The organism is Gordonia sp. IITR100 (assembly GCF_002009645.1).
Taxonomy (GTDB): domain Bacteria; phylum Actinomycetota; class Actinomycetes; order Mycobacteriales; family Mycobacteriaceae; genus Gordonia; species Gordonia hongkongensis.
Genome location: NZ_MVKV01000001.1, coordinates 733,064 through 751,894 on the forward strand (window position 1 = coordinate 733,064; position 18,831 = coordinate 751,894).

Annotated in this window: 15 protein-coding genes; 7 read left to right on the forward strand and 8 right to left on the reverse strand. The window is 70.0% G+C overall.

Annotated features, from left to right (window positions below; translation table 11 throughout):
- Nucleotides 1-260: 260 nt before the first annotated feature.
- From B1818_RS03420 to B1818_RS03430, 3 genes are all read left to right on the forward strand, one after another.
- Complete coding sequence (locus B1818_RS03420) at nt 261-3,572, forward strand: IniB N-terminal domain-containing protein (protein WP_078111997.1); 3,312 nt, start codon at nt 261-263, stop codon at nt 3,570-3,572.
- Between the two features lie 139 nt (nt 3,573-3,711).
- The gene (locus B1818_RS03425; RefSeq protein ID WP_139362976.1) at nt 3,712-5,718 is read left to right on the forward strand and encodes a dynamin family protein; all 2,007 of its coding nucleotides are present in this window, start codon (nt 3,712-3,714) and stop codon (nt 5,716-5,718) included.
- Nucleotides 5,715-7,220, forward strand: a complete 1,506-nt coding sequence (locus B1818_RS03430; RefSeq protein ID WP_078111932.1) for a dynamin family protein — start codon at nt 5,715-5,717, stop codon at nt 7,218-7,220. The genes B1818_RS03425 and B1818_RS03430 overlap by 4 nt, the downstream gene beginning before the upstream one ends.
- On the opposite strand, the gene B1818_RS03435 is transcribed toward B1818_RS03430, so the two are convergent.
- Nucleotides 7,201-7,743, reverse strand: a complete 543-nt coding sequence (locus tag B1818_RS03435) for a hypothetical protein (protein ID WP_078111933.1) — start codon at nt 7,741-7,743, stop codon at nt 7,201-7,203. The genes B1818_RS03430 and B1818_RS03435 overlap by 20 nt on opposite strands.
- 220 nt (nt 7,744-7,963) lie before the next feature.
- On the opposite strand from B1818_RS03435, the gene B1818_RS03440 reads away from it, so the two are divergent.
- On the forward strand, nt 7,964-8,428 hold the full coding sequence (locus B1818_RS03440; protein WP_058253389.1) for a hypothetical protein: 465 nt from the start codon (nt 7,964-7,966) through the stop codon (nt 8,426-8,428).
- Between the two features lie 77 nt (nt 8,429-8,505).
- Here the strand turns inward: B1818_RS03440 and B1818_RS03445 are convergent, their stop codons facing one another.
- The 4 genes from B1818_RS03445 to B1818_RS03460 form a co-directional block, all read right to left on the reverse strand.
- Nucleotides 8,506-8,931: a DUF779 domain-containing protein gene (locus B1818_RS03445; RefSeq protein WP_078111934.1), complete on the reverse strand. Its 426-nt coding sequence runs from the start codon at nt 8,929-8,931 to the stop codon at nt 8,506-8,508.
- Between the two features lie 96 nt (nt 8,932-9,027).
- Nucleotides 9,028-10,551 carry an aldehyde dehydrogenase family protein gene (locus B1818_RS03450; protein WP_004021499.1) on the reverse strand — a complete coding sequence of 508 codons (1,524 nt, stop codon included), beginning with the start codon at nt 10,549-10,551 and terminating at the stop codon, nt 9,028-9,030.
- A 157-nt stretch (nt 10,552-10,708) separates the two neighbouring features.
- Complete coding sequence (locus B1818_RS03455; RefSeq protein WP_078111935.1) at nt 10,709-12,001, reverse strand: GAF domain-containing protein; 1,293 nt, start codon at nt 11,999-12,001, stop codon at nt 10,709-10,711.
- Between the two features lie 114 nt (nt 12,002-12,115).
- Complete coding sequence (locus tag B1818_RS03460) at nt 12,116-12,943, reverse strand: AraC family transcriptional regulator (RefSeq protein ID WP_078111936.1); 828 nt, start codon at nt 12,941-12,943, stop codon at nt 12,116-12,118.
- A 37-nt stretch (nt 12,944-12,980) separates the two neighbouring features.
- Between B1818_RS03460 and B1818_RS03465 the strand changes: the two genes are divergently transcribed.
- Nucleotides 12,981-13,544 carry a maleylpyruvate isomerase family mycothiol-dependent enzyme gene (locus B1818_RS03465; protein WP_078111998.1) on the forward strand — a complete coding sequence of 188 codons (564 nt, stop codon included), beginning with the start codon at nt 12,981-12,983 and terminating at the stop codon, nt 13,542-13,544.
- A 208-nt stretch (nt 13,545-13,752) separates the two neighbouring features.
- Here B1818_RS03465 and B1818_RS03470 read toward each other — a convergent pair whose 3' ends face one another.
- The gene (locus B1818_RS03470; RefSeq protein ID WP_033206618.1) at nt 13,753-14,007 is read right to left on the reverse strand and encodes a hypothetical protein; all 255 of its coding nucleotides are present in this window, start codon (nt 14,005-14,007) and stop codon (nt 13,753-13,755) included.
- Nucleotides 14,008-14,097: 90 nt separating this feature from the next.
- Here B1818_RS03470 and B1818_RS03475 point away from each other — a divergent pair, with 90 nt between their 5' ends.
- Both B1818_RS03475 and B1818_RS03485 read left to right on the forward strand, forming a co-directional pair.
- Complete coding sequence (locus B1818_RS03475; protein WP_065631321.1) at nt 14,098-14,505, forward strand: YccF domain-containing protein; 408 nt, start codon at nt 14,098-14,100, stop codon at nt 14,503-14,505.
- A 366-nt stretch (nt 14,506-14,871) separates the two neighbouring features.
- The gene (locus B1818_RS03485) at nt 14,872-15,759 is read left to right on the forward strand and encodes an anti-sigma factor (protein ID WP_078111938.1); all 888 of its coding nucleotides are present in this window, start codon (nt 14,872-14,874) and stop codon (nt 15,757-15,759) included.
- An 88-nt stretch (nt 15,760-15,847) separates the two neighbouring features.
- Here B1818_RS03485 and B1818_RS03490 read toward each other — a convergent pair whose 3' ends face one another.
- Nucleotides 15,848-17,365: an ATP-dependent DNA ligase gene (locus B1818_RS03490; protein ID WP_058253397.1), complete on the reverse strand. Its 1,518-nt coding sequence runs from the start codon at nt 17,363-17,365 to the stop codon at nt 15,848-15,850.
- Nucleotides 17,366-17,450: 85 nt separating this feature from the next.
- Nucleotides 17,451-18,818 carry an MFS transporter gene (locus B1818_RS03495; RefSeq protein WP_004022229.1) on the reverse strand — a complete coding sequence of 456 codons (1,368 nt, stop codon included), beginning with the start codon at nt 18,816-18,818 and terminating at the stop codon, nt 17,451-17,453.
- Nucleotides 18,819-18,831 lie beyond the last annotated feature (13 nt).

An 18,831-nucleotide genomic window follows, 5' to 3' on the forward strand; every position in this document is an offset into this window, starting at 1 on the left:
GCGGCGCACTTCACCCAGTGTGTCGCGGACCGGCCCCCTGGTGTTAGCCCTGGCCGGGGATTAGGGGGAAAGTCCCGACCCCCCCTATGCCGGCGGCGCCCGGACCCCGGACCCCGGTCGAAATCCCCCTGGGGGATGACCCACCCCCCGGTCGTCGGCAGGACTGGGGATTTACCCCGATGTCGTCGGGCCCCGAAGTCCATACGGTCGAACTCGACACGGGATCGAACTGCGATCTCCCCGACGCAAGGAACGACGCCATGGCGACCAACGCGGTACTCGACTTCATCCTCGGTCTGCTTCGCGACGAGGAATCCTTCAACGCCTACTGCGGCAATCCCCAGGCCGCGATCGATCGCGCCGGACTCACCGGCGTCACCCCCGCCGACATCTCCGCAGCCGCCCCGCTGGTCGCCGGAGGCGGTCTGGCCGCGGGCGGCGGCCTCGGTGCGATCATCGGTGCCGGCGGTGGGGCGGTCGGCGGCGGCGTGATCGGCGGCGGCGCGGTCGGTGGCGGCGTGATCGGCGGCGGTGGCGTCGGAGTCGGCCTGGGCGGCCTGGAGTTCGGCGACATCAACGTCGGCGGCGGAGACGTCAACCTCGGTGACGTGAACCTCGGCGGCATCGGTGGGCTCGAACTGGGCGACCTCGACCTCGGTGGACTCGATCTGGGTGGAATCGATCTGGGCGACATCGACTTCGGCGGTCTCCTCGGCGGCATCGGATTGGGCGACATCGACCTCTCGGGTCTGTCCCTGGCCGATCTCGACCTCGGCGGTATCGCATTCGGTGACCTCGACCTCGCGGGCCAGCTGGCCGTCGCCCTGGGCGCGGCGCTGTCCGCGGGCCTGGGCGCCGGCGGCGCGATCGCCGCGCAGTTCGGTGCCGCGCTGGGAGCCGCGCTCGAGACGGTCGTCGACGGTGGCCTCGAGCTCGCCGCAGGCATCGGACCGGTCATCGCCGGGACGCTGGCCGGCGCGATCGGCGCCGAGGGCGCCCTGGTCGCCCAGCTCGGGGCTTCGCTCGACGCACTCCTCGCCGCAGGCGCCGACCTCGGGCTCGGACTCGGGGGCGGTCTCGCCGCGCAGCTGTCGGCGGCGCTCGAACTGGGTGGCGAACTCGCCGGCTCGTTCGGCGCGACGCTGGGCGGTCTGCTCGGCGCCACGATCGGCGCGGGCGGCGCACTCGGCGCCGACCTCGCGGCCGCGCTCGGTGCCGGTCTCGGTGCGGGCGGCGCGCTCTCGGCGGTACTCACCGGCGCGCTCGGTCTCGGCGCCGAACTGTCCGGCGATCTGACCGCCGCGCTGACCTCCACTCTCGATGTCGCGGGTGACCTCTCGGCGACGCTGTCGGGTCTGCTCGACGCGCAGGCCATCGCCGACCTGTCCGGCGAACTCGGCGCCACCCTCAGCGGCGCTCTCAGCTCGACCCTGGCCGCGGGCGGCACCGCTGCCGCCTCCGTCGGCACCGCACTCGGTGTGGCCCTGACGTCGACGGCCGCGGCGACCGGCGGACTGGTCCTGACCGGCGCGGCCGGCGCGAACGCCGTCCTCGGTGGCGCCCTGACCGCCGTCCTCGGTGTCGGCGGCGGCGCTCAGGCCGGACTCGCCGCGGCGCTCGAATCCGTCCTCGAAGCCGGCGGGATCGTCGACGTCGAGGCGCTGCTCGAAGCCGGCGGCGATCTCAGCACGACTCTCGCCGGCGCTCTGGCCGCCGGCCTCGAAGTCGGTGGCGAAGCCGCCGCCGGTCTCGGTGCGGCCCTGGGCGGCACGCTGGCCGCAGCCCTCGAAGGTGGCCTGGCCGCCGATCTCACTGCCGGGCTCGGCGGTGCCATCGACGCCGGTCTCGGTCTCGGCGGGGCGCTCGAAACCGGCGTCGGCGGCGCTCTCGAAGCGGGACTGGGACTCGGTGCCGGACTGGGCGCGGGTCTCGGTGGCGCGGTCGAGGGCGCTCTCGGGGTCGTGGGCGGTCTCGGCACCGAACTCGGAGCCGCGCTCAACGGACTGTTGTCGGCCGGCGCCGGCCTCGACACCGCGCTGAGCACCGTGCTCACCGGCGTCCTCGGTGCTGCCGCGGGCGCCGACCTGGGGGCCGCGCTGGGTGGCGCACTCGAACTGGGCGGCGTCCTCGGCGCCGACCTCACGGGTCTGCTCGAGGGCGGCTTGGCCACCGACCTGGCCGCGCAACTGGGCGCGATCGTCGGTGGCGGCGGTGAGCTCGCGGGCGAACTCGGCGCCACCCTGGGCGGCGTGCTGGGCGCGGCCGCAGGCATCGAGGGCATCCTCGACGCCGCCGCCGGTGCCGGCCTGAACGTCGGCGAACTGCTGGCCGCGGACCTCGGCGGTGCACTCGGCGTCGACGGCGCCCTCATCACACAGCTGGGCGGGGCGCTGGACGCCGCACTCGACGCCGGCGCGGGACTGGGCCTGGTGACCGAGACCGCCGCCGACCTCGGCGGAACCCTCGAGGCCGTGCTGGCTGCGGGCGGGGATGTGGGTGCCGACCTCGGCGCGTCCCTCGGCGCCGTCCTCGGGACCGCGCTGAGCGGTGAGCTGGGTGGTTCGCTGGCCGGCCAGCTGGCCGGCGGGGCCGAACTCCCGGCAGCCCTCAGCACCGTTCTCAGCTCCGCACTCGACGTGGATCTGTCGGCCACCGACGGCCTCGTCGCGACCCTGGACTCGACCCTGGAGGCGACTGGTGGCCTGGGCGGGGCGCTGACCGGCGAACTCGAGGCGATCGTCAACCCGAGCCTCATCCTCTCCCCCGAGGGCACCATCACCGTGGGCGGACCGCTCCTGGTCACCGAAACCCTCGGCGGCACAGTGGTCGACAGCCTCACCGGCAACCTGGGCGCGGGCACACTGGCCGGCCTGGGCACCGTCGCCGAGACCGGCACGGACCTGGTCGCCGGGCTGGACAGCACTCTGCAGGGCGGCCTGGAGGGGACCCTCGAGACCGGACTCGCCGGCCTGGGCGCCGGGAACGGCGAGGCCGATCTGGGCGCCACCGCCGGTCCGGTTCTCGACGGTGCTCTCGGCGCCGGCGCAGGCGTGGGCGGAGGCCTCGGCGGAGACCTCGGCCTCGGTGGCGACCTCGGCCTGGGCGGTGCGCTCGACACCGAGCTGCCCGCAGAGGTCACCTCCGAACTGACCACCGCGATCTCCGGCACGGCCGGCGGCGCAGTGGACGTGGTCGGCGACGCCGCGGGCTCACTCGAGACCGGGGTCGGCGGCACCCTCGACACGACCACCGACATCGTCGGTGGGGTGACCGGTGGTCTGACCGGCGGCGCAGTGGTCGGTGGTGGCGTGGACGCCGGCGGCGGTGCCGGCGCGGACGGCGGCCTGGACCTGGGCGGCGTGACCGACACCGGTGCCGAACTCGGCGGCGCGGTCGACACCACCGTCGGCGGCGCGGTCGACTCGACCGTCGGAGGCGTGGCAGACACGACCGCCGACCTCACCGGCGGATTGACCGGCGGCCTCACCGGAGGCCTGGCCGGTGGCCTCGGTGGCGACACGGACACCGGGATCGGCGTCAACACCCCGGACGCCGGACCCGACGCCGACTGACCGGGTCACGTCGGCAACCCGCCCCGGGACTCGTCCGGCCCCGCCTTCTCCCGGCGCGCTCGCACGCACCGTCCGAACGGGTGCGGAGCCCCGCCGATGCCGACCGGACGGGCCGACTCACCGCTACCGTGAGGACACCATGACCACTCCACCCGCCGAACCACCTCGCGTCGGCCGGCACGCCGCCGATCGGGACGCACCTGGTCCCGCCCCCACTTGGAAGGCAGCAGCCCCGACCGCACCGGCAGACGCCGCTGCCCCGCCCCGGCCACCCGCGACCACGGCCCCAGCCCCGGCGACCCCGGCAGTGGCGACCCCCACACGGACGCAGGTACCGAACACCATCGGTGACCTGCTGACCACGATGTCCGAGGTGGCCCGGGAGGCGGGCCGTAACGATCTCGTCAGTCGCCTCGACGGCGCGCGCACCCGGATCACCGACCCCCGCCTGCGGATCGTCGTGGTGGGTCAGCTGAAACAGGGCAAGAGCTCGTTCGTCAACGCACTGCTCAACCTGGACGTGTGCTCGGTCGGCGACGACGAGACGACCGCGGTGCCGACGGTCATCTCGCATGCCGCGCAACCATCGGCCCATCTGGTCGTCGACGGCCCGGCCGCCGACAACCGCATCCCGGTGCCGATGGACGCCATCGCCGGTATCACCCCCGACTCCCCGCTCGCCGGTGGCCGCGAGGTGCTCCGGCTCGAGATCGAGGCACCCGGCCCGTTGCTCGCCGACGGCCTCGTCCTCGTCGACACCCCCGGCGTCGGCGGCCACGGACACCCTTATGCCGCAGCGACTCTGGGCATGGTCGCGGCAGCCGACGCGGTACTCGTCGTGTCGGATGCCAGCCAGGAGTTCACCGCGCCGGAGATGTCCTTCCTCCAGCAGGTCGCCGGACTGTGCCCGACCATCGCGTGCCTCATCACGAAGACCGACCTGTACCCGCACTGGCGGGCCATCGTCGACGCCGACCGCACCCATCTGCACACCGCCGGCCTCGACATCCCGCTGTTGCCCGTCTCATCGGTGCTGCGCACCCACGCGCTGCGGCTCGGCGACGAGAAACTCAACGCCGAGGCCGGGTTCCTCGATCTGTACCGGTACCTGCGCGAGCGCGTGGTGTCCACCGCACGACAGGCGACCCGGACCACCGTCGCCACCGATCTGCGCGTCGTCAGCGAACATCTCGCGCTCACCCTGGGCAGCGAACTCGCCGCCCTGCGCGATCCGGAGACCGCCGGCCGCGCCGTCGGCGCGCTCCGGGAGGCGAAGTCCGACGCGGAGGCCATGCGACGTCAGTCCGCTCAGTGGCAGCAGACGCTGGCCGACGGCATCGCCGACCTCGCCGCCGACATCGACCACGACCTGCGGGACCGTCTCCGCGCGGTGACCCGGGAAGCCGAACGGGCCATCGACGAGGGCGATCCGGGGGTCGACTGGGAACAGCTGAGCGAGTGGCTGGCCGATCAGACCGCCGCCGTCATCGGTGACAACTTCGTCTGGGCGCATGAGCGATCGGTGTGGCTCGCCGAGCGGGTGGCCGACCACTTCGCGGCGGCCGGCCAGAACTCGCTGCCCGACATCGACGTCGCCGATCTGACCGGTGTGCTCGATTCCGTGGCCGAGCTCGCCGAACTCGACAGCGGCAGAGTCGGTCTCGCCCAGAAGCTGTTGATCGGCATGCGCGGTTCGTACGGCGGTGTGCTGATGTTCGGACTCATCTCGACGATGGTCGGCATGGCGCTCATCAACCCGGTGTCCGTCGGCGCCGGTCTGTTGCTCGGCACCAAGGCGTACCGGGATGACAAGGAGGCGAAGGTCCTCGAACGCCGCGCCAAGGCGAAGGTCGCGGTGCGCGCGTTCACCGACGACGTCAGCTTCCAGGTCGGCAAGGAATCCCGCGACCGGCTGCGGGTCATCCAGCGAGTCCTCCGCGATCACTTCACCTCGGTCGCCGAACAGACCGCACGCTCGATCTCGGAATCCCTCAGTGCCGCACAGTCTGCCGCGACCCTCGCCGATTCGGAGCGATCCGGACGCGTCGCCGAACTCGAGTCCCGGCTCACCGCGGTCGCCGCGCTGCGCAAGGCGGCCGATCATCTCGACCCGGAGGAACCCGCTGCGGAGCTCCCGCGCCGATGACCGACATCGCCCGCGTCCGAGGGTTTCTCGACGCCACCCGCACCGCCCTCGCCGACGACCCGCACGCACAGGCCGAGCTCGACGTGTGCGCCCACCGGTTGTACCAACCGGTGCGGGTCGCCCTGGCCGGTTCGCTCAAAGCTGGCAAGTCGACGCTGCTGAACGCCCTTGTGGGACAGGACATCGCCCCCACCGATGCCACCGAGTGCACGCGGGTCGTCACCTGGTACCGCAACGGCCGGTCGCCGTCGGTCACCGCACACGTCGACGACGGTCGCGCGGTGGGCATCCCGGTCACCCGCATCGACGGTCGACTGGGCTTCGATTTCGGGCGACTCACCGCCGATCGCGTCGACCGTCTGGACGTCGAATGGCCCGCGCGTGCCCTGCAGTCGACGACCATCGTCGACACCCCGGGCACGGCGTCCTTGTCGACGGAGTTGTCCGCGTCGACAATCCGGCTCCTCACCCCCGACGACGGTCAGTCCGGCGTGGACGCCGTCGTCTACCTGTTGCGTTCACTGACCGCCACCGACACGACGATGCTGCGCCGCATCGGGTCGGCCATCGGCGGATCGTCGGGCCCGCTGGGTGTCATCGGCGTCGTCTCCCGCGCGGACGAGCTCGGTGCCGGCCGGATGGATGCGATGATCTCCGCGCACCAGATCGCCGGACGGTTCGCCGGCGAGCTCGAACGCACGGGCCTGTGCCAGGCGGTCGTGCCGGTGGCGGGACTGCTGGCACTGGCCGCCCGCACCATGCGGGAGGTCGAGTTCCGCGCGCTGGCACAGCTGGCCGCGACCCCGGCACCCGACCTCGAGGCGGCCTTGCTGACGATGGACCGGTTCTCCCGGCCGGACATCCTGCCCGACATACCCGCCGAGCTGCGGCGTTCGCTGGCCGAACGCTTCGGCGCCTTCGGCATCCGAATGGCGGTCACGCTCATCCGGTTCGGCGCGAGCTCCTCGTCGGCGCTGGCCGCCGAACTCGTCGAGCGCAGCGGACTCTCGGAGTTGAGCGCCATCATCGACACCCAATTCGGGCAGCGCGCGGACCAGCTCAAGTCCCATTCGGCGCTGGTGACGATGGATCACCTCCTGGCCGCGTCATCGTCGGCGGGGGCGCGTGACGTCCGGGCCGCGGTTCGCCGGGAACTCGCGGACGTCCACGGTTTCCGAGAGCTGCGTCTGCTCGGCACCATCCGGGCCGGGGGCGTCGACCTCCCCCCTGATCAGAGGGCCGAGATCACCCGGCTCATCGGCGGGTCGGGCATCGATCCCGCGGCCCGCCTCGGACTGCCCGCGACCGCCGACGTGTACACACTGCGGGACGCCGCGATCGACGCCGCGCGGACCTGGCGGGCACGTGCCGGCCACCCGCTCCTCGCGCCGGCCTCGGCGTCGGCATGTCAGGTCGCGGTGCGTAGCGCCGAGGGTATCGTCGCCCAACTCGGTGAGGCGGTCCGGAGCGCCGGCCAGGGTTTCAGCGCAGGGATGCCGTGACCGACCGGGTGTAGGACGCTCCGGTGGCGACGACCGCGACAAGCGCGGCCGCCGCCGGAATCCACTGGGCGACAACCGGCAAACCGGCGTCGGCGAGTGCCGTCGCGGACGGGTTGACCGTGAGATGGAAGGTCACGGCGCCCGCCACCGCGACGACGGCGCCGACCGTCAGGATGCTCCGGCCGGACCGTCGACTGTCCCAGAGTCGCGCGGACCCGTACAGCCCGAGGAGCACGACGACCAGTGCGATCGCCCCGCCCACCATCAACGAGATGTCCACGGCGCGTGCGGCATCGGTCCCGCTGCCCGGATTGGTCCGGACGAGATCGGCGGCCAAGATGGCCCTAATGTCGTTCAGTGACAACAGTGTCAGACCGACGATTACCGCGACGAGGGCCACCGACACCAACCACCCGAGGATCACGTACCGAGTGACCGGAGAGCGTCCGACCGGCCGCTGCGGGCGCAGCGGCGTGACGGCGACGCGCGGGCGGGGAGGCGGAGAGCCGTCGGCGTTCGACATCCCTCGATGGTAGTTGCCTGCGCGTTCCGCTACCCCGAACCGGCACAACCCCGGATCATCGTTCGCGAAGCCACCCCGCGACCACCACCGCATGTCCCCCGATCGGTGGAGGCACCATTCACCCCACCCATCACCCGGTCAGCGGAATCCCCCGACCACCCATCCCCGGCAGAGTCGGTGGTGTCACCAACACAACCCCCACACCACACCGGAGCCCACCATGAAGACCACCACCCGCATCGCCACCGCCACCCTCGGACTCGCCGCCGCCACCGGCATCGCCCTCGGCGCCGCCGGCGCAGCCCACGCCGGCACCCTACCCATCACCCGACCCGGCGAACCCACCGTCGCCATGACCATCACCAACCACACCGACAAGCCCGAATACCTCCAAGGCGCCAACGCCGACGGCGGCCAATGGATCAACGCACCCCAACACATCCTCTACCCCGGCGCCACCGAAACCATCACCGCCACCGCACCCTTCACCAACCACCTCGACGTCAACGCCATCTACCGCATCGGCGCCTTCGGCCCCACCGCCAACTACCAACTCACCAACCACCCCCACAACGTCAACACCGCCATGAGCAGCATCTGGGGACCCCACGCCCAGAACTACTGGATGAACAACCACATCGACACCGGATACCCCCAGGTCAACGTCGGCTTCGACCAGTGGTGACACACCGCGGACAAACGCAGAATGCGTCGTGGGTAACGGTTTCCGGTACCTACGACGCATTCTGTGTGGGTCGGACCTCAGGGGCCGGCGGTGGCCCCCGTCAGTGGTGGCGACGTCGCCAGCACTTCGTTCTCCTCATCGGTGAAAGTCCGTGCCCGCGAGAGGAAACGAACCCCTTCCGGTGCCTCGAGACTGAATCCGGCACCGCGGCCTTTCACGACGTCGAGGATCAACTGGGTGTGTTTCCACAGCTCGAACTGGTCACCGTTGATCCAGACCCGAACGGCCGGAATGGGTTCGGGTAATTCGATCTCGCCGACCAGCACGTCTCGCTGGCCCACTCGATACTCCCCGACCGGATAACACATCGGGGCCGAGCCGTCACAGCACCCACCGGACTGGTGGATCATGAGGCCGCCGTGCAGCTCCGACAACTTGGTCAGGAGCTGCACGGCGGAGTCTGTGGCGACCACACGATCAGGAACACTCTGCTCGGCGGTCATCGTCAATCACCTTTCGTCTGCTCCCTGAGGTGCGAGGAGCGCGACCCCTCCGCTCCCTGAGGAGCGTTAGCGACGAGCCTCGAAGGGCTCGACGGGTCAGAAGAAACCCTTGGCGCTCTGAGCGTAACCGACCAGGAGGTTCTTGGTCTGCTGGTAGTGCTCGAGCATCATGAGGTGGTTCTCGCGACCGATACCGGACTGCTTGTACCCGCCGAAGGCGGCGTGCGCCGGGTAGTCGTGGTAGGTGTTCGTCCACACCCGGCCGGCCTGGATCTCGCGGCCCGCCCGGTAGGCGGTTGCACCATCACGGCTCCACACACCGGCACCGAGCCCGTAGAGCGTGTCGTTGGCGATGTGCATGGCGTCGGCGAAGTCCTTGAAGGTGGTGACCGCGAGGACCGGGCCGAAGATCTCTTCCTGGAAGATGCGCATCTTGTTGTTGCCCTGGAAGACGGTCGGTTTGATGTAGAAGCCGCCGGCCAGGTCGCCGTCGAGTTCGGCTGCCTCGCCGCCGATCAGTACCTCGGCGCCCTCGTCCTTGCCGATGGCGAGGTAGGAGGAGATCTTCTCGAACTGATCGTTGGAGGCCTGCGCGCCCATCATCGTGTCGGTGTCGAGGGGGTTGCCCTGCTTGATCTTTCCGACGCGGTCGACGGCCTTGGCGATGAACTCGTCGTAGATGTCCTGCTGGATGAGTGCGCGGCTGGGGCAGGTGCACACCTCGCCCTGGTTGAGCGCGAACATCGAGAAGCCTTCCAGCGCACGGTCGAGGAACCCGTCGTCGGCGGACATCACGTCGTTGAAGAAGATGTTCGGGCTCTTGCCGCCCAGCTCGAGGGTGACCGGGATCAGGTTCTCCGAGGCGTACTGCATGATGAGCCGGCCGGTGGTGGTCTCACCGGTGAACGCGATCTTGCGGATACGGTTGCTCGACGCGAGCGGCTTGCCCGCCTCGACGCCGAACCCGTTGACCACGTTGAGGACTCCGGCGGGGAGCAGGTCGCTGATGAGGCTGACCAGGTACAGGATCGACGCGGGTGTCTGCTCGGCGGGCTTGAGCACGACCGCGTTGCCGGCGGCGAGCGCGGGCGCCAGCTTCCACACCGCCATCAGGATCGGGAAGTTCCAGGGGATGATCTGGCCGACGACGCCGAGCGGCTCGTGGAAGTGGTAGGCGACGGTGTCCTCGTCGACCTCGGAGATCGAGCCCTCCTGGGCGCGCAGGGCGCCGGCGAAGTAGCGGAAGTGGTCGATGGCCAGCGGGATGTCGGCGGCCATGGTCTCGCGGACGGCCTTGCCGTTGTCCCAGGTCTCGGCGACGGCGAGCTTCTCGAGGTTCTCCTCCATGCGATCGGCGATGCGCAGCAGGGCCAGCGAGCGCTCGGCGACGGGGGTCTTGCCCCATCCGGGTGCGGCCTTGTGGGCGGCGTCGAGCGCGAGGTCGATGTCCTCGGCGGTCGAGCGTGCGACCTCGCAGAAGATCTTGCCGTCGACGGGCGACGGGTTCTCGAAGTACTGACCCTTCACCGGCGGGGTCCACTGTCCGCCGATCCAGTTGTCGTAACGCGACTCGTAGCTCATCACCGAGCCATCGGCACCCGGCTTTGCGAAGACGGTCATGGTTGCTCCTTGCGTGTGGGCCTCAGCTGAGGACGCTCTGCGGATGTCACACGGGACACCGAAGGCGTCCGTTGTGATCTGCTGCACACCTTAGGAGCGGGTTGGTTGCACGCGCGTTGCAACGTTGGCCACCTGCTGTTCACGCAGCTCAGACCGGTTACGCCCCGTACCTCTTGTCCAGGAGTCGGATGCGGCCGCCGACGACGGCCCGGTCGGGATCGCCCACGGGTAGGCGATGCTCGAGGCGGCGCCACGCGGCGAGGTCGTCACGACCGTGCGTCGATGACGTCCAGCGGCGCAACGCTGCGACGTCGCCGCCGGCGAAGAGACGCGACCGCAGGTCCTCGCGGAGTTCCTCGAAGATCTCGACGATCCCCGGTGCGGTCGATTCGGCGAGCAACCCGCCGCGGCCGAGGTCATCGACGACCGACGCGAGGTCCGAACCCGACGAGATGCGCGACCGGAGATCGTCGACGTCGGAGGTGAGGTCGAGTGTGAGCCGGTACGGCCGGCTCGCGACGACGTCGGCACCGAGGTCGCGGCGGAGTCGGGAGATCTCGGCCCGCACGGTGACCGGGTCGAGCCCGTCCTCGGCCAGCTTCAACGCGAGCTGTTCGGTGTTCAGACCTTCCGGAAACGCTTGCAGCAGAACGAGGATCTCGGCGTGCCGGCGCGACAGGGTGCGGGCGCCGGGCCCGTCGGCGGCGCGATGCCAGCGTCCCGGACCGTCACCGAGCACGGCGAGGTGGGCCGCGGCCCGCGGGCCCGGTGCCGGGTCGAAGGTGGCCGGGTCGGCGAGATCGACGGCGCCCGCCCGCAATTCGCGCTCGACAGCGGCGACGACCGACCGGACCGCCGCCAGCGCGAACGGCGCCGCGACCTCGCGCCCGCCGGTCACGTCGATGACACCGATCACGTGCCCGGTCAGCGGGTCGTGCACGGGCGCCGCCGCACAACTCCACTCCTGGACGGGTCCGGCGAAGTGTTCGGGGCCGACGACCTGCACGCCCCGATCGACGGCCAGCGCGAGCCCGGGCGCGTTGGTGCCCACAACCTCTTCGCTCCACACCGACCCCTCGACGAAGTTGATGTGGCCGGCCCGGTCGCGTGCGGCCGACTCGCCCTCGATCCACAGCAGGCGGCCTGCCTGGTCGGTCAGTGCGACGACGACCCCCGTGTCGGCGATGGCGTCGACCATCAGCGACTGCACCAGCGGCCGGACGGCGGTGATGGGGTGTGCGGCCCGGTAGGCGGCGAACTCCGCGGGCGACATCGCGGACGCCCGATCTCCGTCGAGGCCGGTCTCGCTCGGGTCGACCCCCCTGGTCAGCGACCTCGCCCACGAATCGCGGACGATCGAGCGGACCGCATCCGCCGGCGGGTTGCCGCCGGAGAGAAAGTCCTCGTATGCCCGGCGGATGCGCGTGGCCACCGAAGCCGCGTCTGTCATGCACCCCTCCGTCGATTGCCCGAGTCGATTGCCCGATATGTCGACGATTCTGCCTGCCTCGATGTGATCTCGGCAACAATCACCCAGCTCGGCGTCGCACTTCGCCGTTCCGGTCTACCCGAACCTTGCCGAGAACGTGCGCGGGGTCATACCGGTGACGGTCTTGAAGTCGCGGACGAAGTGCGCCTCGTCGGCGTAGGACAACTCCGCCGCCAGCGAGGCGAGCGTCCCCGACCGGTCGCGCAGCCGCTCGGCCGCCTCGTGGAGCCGTCGACGTTGGATGAGCCACTTCGGGGTGAGACCGAGACGACGCCGGGTCAGCCGCTGCAGGCTGCGTTCGGTGAGGTGGAATCGCTCGCAGATCTGCGCGACCGCGACGACCGACGAATCGGTTTCCACGTACTCCACGATCGCGTTGATCAGCCGGCCGTCGTCGTCGAGCGGGAGATACGACCGAAGCCAGTCCTCGACGCGGTCGGTCGCGGTCCGCTGGGTCGCCTCGACTCCGGGTTCGACGGCCATCACCGACCGCACCGACCGCTCGAGGTCGGTGCCCCGGTCGCCGAAGACCTCGGATAGTTCGGCATGCCGATCGGTCCATTTCCCGACGTCACCGGTCAGCACTCCCCCGGCGCCCGGCGTGAGCATCACCCCGACTGCCCAGCCGTCGCCGGTCAGCACCGTCTCCGACAACCCGGTCACCACGCCGTAGAAGCGGGCGTAGGTGTTGCTGACGACGATGAGGCAGACGGGGTACTGCAGGACGCGCTGCGGCGCCTCCGCCCCGGGCGGGACCCACCACACCGGCACCCAGAAGCGGCGCACCAGTTCGTCCAGATCGGGGCTCGGCGCCCACCGTCCGATGCGGAAGCTCGCGTCCGACGGGTCGATGAGGTGCGCGCGCTCGACGTCGTCGAGCCGCGCCGGATTGTCGGGTTTCATCAATCACCGTCCCGTGGTCTCGCGGTTGACTCTCATCATGACCGCAATCAACGACACCTCACCATTGCTCGACCACTACGTCCGCCTCGCCGACGGCTTCGCCACCGTCCTCGACGCCGCGCCCGCCGGCACGTGGACCGCGGACTCGCCGTGCGAGGGATGGACCGGACGCGACGTCGTCGGCCACGTCATCGACACCCAGCGCGAGTTCTTCTCCCGCCACGACATCGATGCCGGACCGGCACCCTCGCTCGACGACCCGGCCGCCGCCTGGCACACCCACCGCGACACCGTCGCCGGACTGCTCGCCGACCCGACCGTCGGCGAACGCACCTTCGACGGACACTTCGGACCGACGACGATCGGCGAGACCCTCATCCGCTTCTACGGTTTCGACATGGTCGCCCACCGCTGGGACATCGCCCGCGCAGCCGGTACCGACCATCGGTTCTCCGACGACGACCTGTCCGAGATGGAAGCCGCTGTCGACGGTTTCGGCGATGCGATCTACTCCGAAGGCGTGTGCCGCAAGGTCGAGATCCCGGCCGGCGCCGACCGTCAGACGACGCTTCTCGCGAAGTTGGGTCGCGTCGCGTCCTGACTCCCCTCTGCCTCTGAGGCGCGAGCCTCCCCATGCTCCCTGAGGTGCGAGCGAAGCGAGCCACGAAGGGCATGGCGAGGCACCCTCACCACGCCCTTCGTGGCTCGTCGCTATCGCTCCTCGCACCTCAGGGAGCACAAGGTTCGCAACTCAGCGAGCCGGGGCGGGACTCCGCGCGCAGCTCAGGGAGCAAGGGGGTCAGCACCACTCACGGGATCCACCCGTTGTGCCGCGGATAGCGCGCGCGGAGGTGACCGTAGACATAGGTGCTGACGAGGAGTGCGACGCCCGCACCGATCGACGGCCACAAGAACACGTTGTCGAGTGAATCGCGGATCGCCGCGACCGCCCAGCCGATCACGAACAGCACGAGCGCGATGGTCGCCAGGATGCGGATGACGAGCACCACGGTGGCGAGCACCGCCCACAACGCCTCCCGCGCACGCCCCGGCCGTCCACCCACGACGTCATCGTAGTGTCGTGCCGGCCCGCGGGTGCTCTCCTGCGTCTCGCATTTGTCCCCACCGGTCGGCGCCGCATGGACAATGGTGGGATGAAGACCATCCTCAACGTCATCTGGCTCGTCCTGTGCGGACTGTGGATGGCGATCGGCTACGTCGTCGCCGGCATCATCTGCTGCATCCTGATCATCACGATCCCGTTCGGCATCGCCTCGTTCCGGATGGCGAGCTACGCGCTCTGGCCCTTCGGACGAACTGTCATCCGCAAGCCGACCGCGGGCGTCGCGTCGACCATCGGCAACGTCATCTGGATCATCGTGGCCGGGTTGTGGCTCGCGATCGGGCACATCACCACCGGCATCGCGATGTGCCTCACGATCATCGGCATCCCCCTCGGCATCGCGAGTTTCAAGATGGTGCCGGTGTCGCTTCTGCCCCTCGGCGCCGAGATCGTCCCGACCGATCAGCAGATGCCCGGCGGTACGCCGGTGCGGATGTGATCCACCGAACGTCGCGCTGACCTCCCCCGACCCATCCGTCACCCAACCCATCCGGGACGCCGATGGATCCGAACAGGTGGCATGACACTCGGGTCCCAGACTGACGTCGCGAGCGCGTGGCCCGGCACGGACGCGACGCTGCCGCCGGTGGCGACCGCCTGTCTCTCGCTGTACGCGACCGGCGCCCGACTCCACCAGGAGTCGTTCAGCCGACGGCCCGGATACCCCGATCACCCGCAGCGAACGTCATACTTCTTGCCGCAGCCCCGTTGCCTCCGGGCCCACGCGGAAACGTGACACCCGCCCGCCGGAAGCGGCGTTCGGGGGGACAACGACACATCGTTCGACGACGGCAGGAGGCACGCGATGTCTGAGCATCTCGATCCCGACGCTGCCGATCTGCTGGAGATGGCACCGCTCGTCGCCCTCGACGCACTCTCCGATGTCGAACTGCGCGACGTCCAGGCGCGCGTCGCGGCGGCGCCGCACGATGTCCGCGCCCTGTTCGACAAGCAGGTCCGCGCGACCCGCGAGGCGCTGGCCGCGATGAGCAAGACGACCGCCACGCCACCTCCGCCGACGCTCCGCGACCGCATCCTGTCCGCCGCGCGCGCCGACGCGGGTCTCGACGCGCCGGACGTCGCCGAACCGGCGGGCGCGTCCGCGTCCGGGCCGGTCGTGTCCGGCGCGTCGGATCATCCGATGCCCCCGCAGGACCCCGCATCAGCCGGCACCGACGTCGGGCAACCGGAATCCGCCGCCGGCTCCCCGGCGACCGGGGCCGATGACCGACGCAGGTCTCGCCGTTGGACATATCTCGCCGCCGCGGCGGTCCTCGCCGTCGCCATCGGCGCCGCCGGGTGGGTCATCGGACAGTCGAGTTCCCCGGAACCGGAGGTGCGCCCGCTTGCTTCACCGGCCGAGCAGGTCTTCTCCGCGGAGGACCTGCGATCGACCGGCGGTCCGGTCGCGACCGGGAACGTCACCGTCTACCTCGCGAAGTCTGCGGACACCGGCGTACTGGTCATGGATTCGGTCCCGCCGCCTCAACCGGGGACGGTGTATCAGATGTGGCTCATCGGGCCGGACGGCGCCCGCTCGGCCGGCACGATGACCGACAAGGACGTCGAACCGGTCACCACCGCCGTCTTGTCCGGGATCAACTCCGCCTCGACGCTGGCGTTCACCGTCGAACCACCCGGCGGTTCGGACCGGCCCACCACCACTCCGGTGGCGCAGTTGTCGCTGACCTGACCGGGCCGTTTCCTGGAAACCACCCCGTGGAGCCGGGCCGGCGGCATATATCGGCGGCTGTCCGGTTTCCACGGGTGGCTTCCAGAGCTCACTTCAACAACGCGCGGATCGCCTCGATGCTGTCGGCTTGGGCCGCGGTCTTGTCCGGCCGATATCGGACCACGCGCGCGAAGCGCAGCGCGACACCACCCGGGTAGCGCGAACTCCGTTGCGCACCATCGAGTTCGATTTCGACGACGATCTCGGGGCGCAGGTGGATCGTGTACGAGTCCCGGTGCGTCTCGTGTTTCGGGAACTCCTCGGTTTGCCAGCGCAGCAGCTCGTCGGTCAGGCCCTTGAACGTCTTGCCGACCATCACGAGTTCCCCCGTCTCCGGATCGCGGGCGCCGAGATGCAGGTTCGACAGCCAGCCCGAGCGACGCCCCGACCCCCACTCGGCACCCAGCACGACGAGGTCGAAGGTGTGCGTCGGTTTGACCTTCTGCCATGCCTTTCCACGACGGCCGGCCACGTACAGGCCGTCGAGCGATTTGACCATCACACCCTCGTGACCGTCGGCCATCGCGGCGTCGAAGTGGTTGCGCGCCTCCTCGACACTCGGCCGCGTCACGGCCGGGATACGCAGCTGCGGGGCGATCGAGTCGATGGCGGCGAGCCGCTCGGACAGCGGGCGGTCGATCAGGTCGGTGCCGTCGAGATGCAGGCAGTCGAAGAAGAACGGCTTGAGCAGGCGTTCGGGTTCACCCGCCGCCGTGGGCCCGGAACCGAAGCGGCTCATGGTGTCCTGGAACGACCGCGGTCGGCCGTCGTCGGACAGCATCAACGTCTCCCCGTCGAGGATGACCGAGTCGCACGGTAGCGCGGCGATCACCGAGACGAGGTCGGGCACGTTGGCCGTCACGTTCCGCAATGTGCGGGTGAACACCGAGACCTCGGTTCCCTTGCGGTGAACCTGGATCCGCGCTCCGTCGAGTTTGTAGTCGACGATGAGGTCGGGCCCGAGGAGCGCGAGAGCGGAATCGAGATCGTCAGCGGGGGTCGCGAGCATGGGTTCGACGGCACGACCGACCTCGAGGCCCACCGCGGCCAACGCTTCGGCCCCGAACCGGGCCAGCGCCGCGGTCTCCGGCAGCGAACCGGTCAGCATGTTCGCCCGACGCACCAGCACCAGATCCTGGCCGGTGACCTTGGCGATGGCGTCGGTCATGACCCCGGCGAGTGCTCCCTGCCGCAGTTCGCCGGTGAGCAGTGCCACGAGGAACTTCTGCTCGGCTTCGGTCGACGCCGCGAACAGGGACGCGATGATCTCGCCGCGGCGCTTCGTCGAACCGGGACCCGACGCCGACGCGAGCTCACCAAGTGCGGCATCGACGGCCGCGACCTCCAGAGTCGGCGACTCCGCGGGTGCCGCAATCAGTTTCGACAACGACCGCCATCCGACGCCGAGACGCCCTTGGGGGATCTCGCCGGAAAGCCATGCGACGACGATCGGCAGTTCCGCGTCCGTCGTCGCCGAGAGCGCCTCCGCGAGCACCGCTGTCTTGCGGGTTCGCGACCGGTCACGCGCGACATCCGCGGAGGTCTGGACGACGTCGGTCAGCTTCATGTCGCCTCCCCTGCAACCGGACGGGCATTCACCCGTTCGACGGTACGCCGTGCCGCCGACAATCCCGGTCGGCAGCGCGGCTGACTCAGACCTCGGTGAGGTCGACGGTCTTGGTCTCCTTGACGCTGAGCAGGGCGATCATCGTGGCGCAGGCGGCGACCGCGAGGTACACGCCCACCCAGCCGACGCCGTAGTCCGCGACGATCCACGTCGCGATGAACGGGGCCACGGCGGCGCCGAGGATCGACGCCACGTTGTAGGCGATCCCCGAACCCGTGTAGCGCACGTTGGTCGGGAACAGCTCGGGCAGGATCGCGCTCATCGGCCCGAAGGTGAGCCCCATCAACGTCATCCCGAGGATCAGGAAGAACAGCATCATTCCGTCGGTCATCGATGACGGATCGAGCAGCCACTGGAAGCACAGGCCGAACACGATGATCGCAGCGGTGATGATGATGAGGAACGCACGTCGCCCGTACCGATCGGCCAGACGTCCCGAGATCGGCACGCATGCGGCGAAGAAGAGGACCGCGACAAGCTGCAGCTGCAGGAAGTCGACGTAGCTGATGGAGAGCTTGACACCCGATTCGTCGGTCACCTTGCCGGTGCCGTACGAGATCACCCAGGTGGTCACGATGTAGAACAGCGTGTACGTCGCGACCATGATGAACGTGCCCGCGATGAGCGGACGCCAGCTGGTCTTGACGACCTCGGCGAGCGGCGCCTTGACCTTCTTGCCGTCGGCGACAGCCTTCGCGAACACCGGTGTCTCGGTGAGCTTCAGCCGGACATACAGCCCCACGGCCACCATGATGGCGCTGGCCAGGAACGGGATTCGCCAGCCCCAGGTCATGAAGGCATGGTCCGGGTCGGCGGACGCGGCGTCGAAGTCGAGGGCGAGCATCAGCAGCAGGAAGGTGCCGTTGGCGAAGAAGAAGCCGATGGGTGCGCCGAGCTGCGGCCACATGGCCGCCCAGGCGCGTTTGCCCTTCTCGGCCGTCTCGGTCGCGAGAAGCGCTGCGCCCGACCACTCTCCACCCAACCCGAGGCCCTGGCAGAAGCGCATGAGCGCGAGCAGTGCCGGTGCGAGGTAGCCGACGGAGTCGTACGTGGGCAGCAGACCGATCACGAAGGTGGCTATGCCCATGGTGAGGAGCGACCCCACCAGTGTCGCCTTGCGGCCGACGCGATCCCCGAAGTGGCCGAACAGGATCGAGCCGATGGGTCGCGCCACGAAGGCGAGTCCGAAGGTCGCGAACGACGACAGCAGCGCCGCGGTGTCGTCCCCCTTGGGGAAGAACAGCACCGGGAACACGAGGACCGCGGCCGTCGCATAGATGTAGAAGTCGAAGAACTCGATGCTCGTCCCGATCATCGACGCGATCACGATGCGGCTACGGGGTACCGGCGCCTGATCGGGGTGGTCGATGTTGCGGACCGCGGAATCGCTCATCCGCGCGACGTTA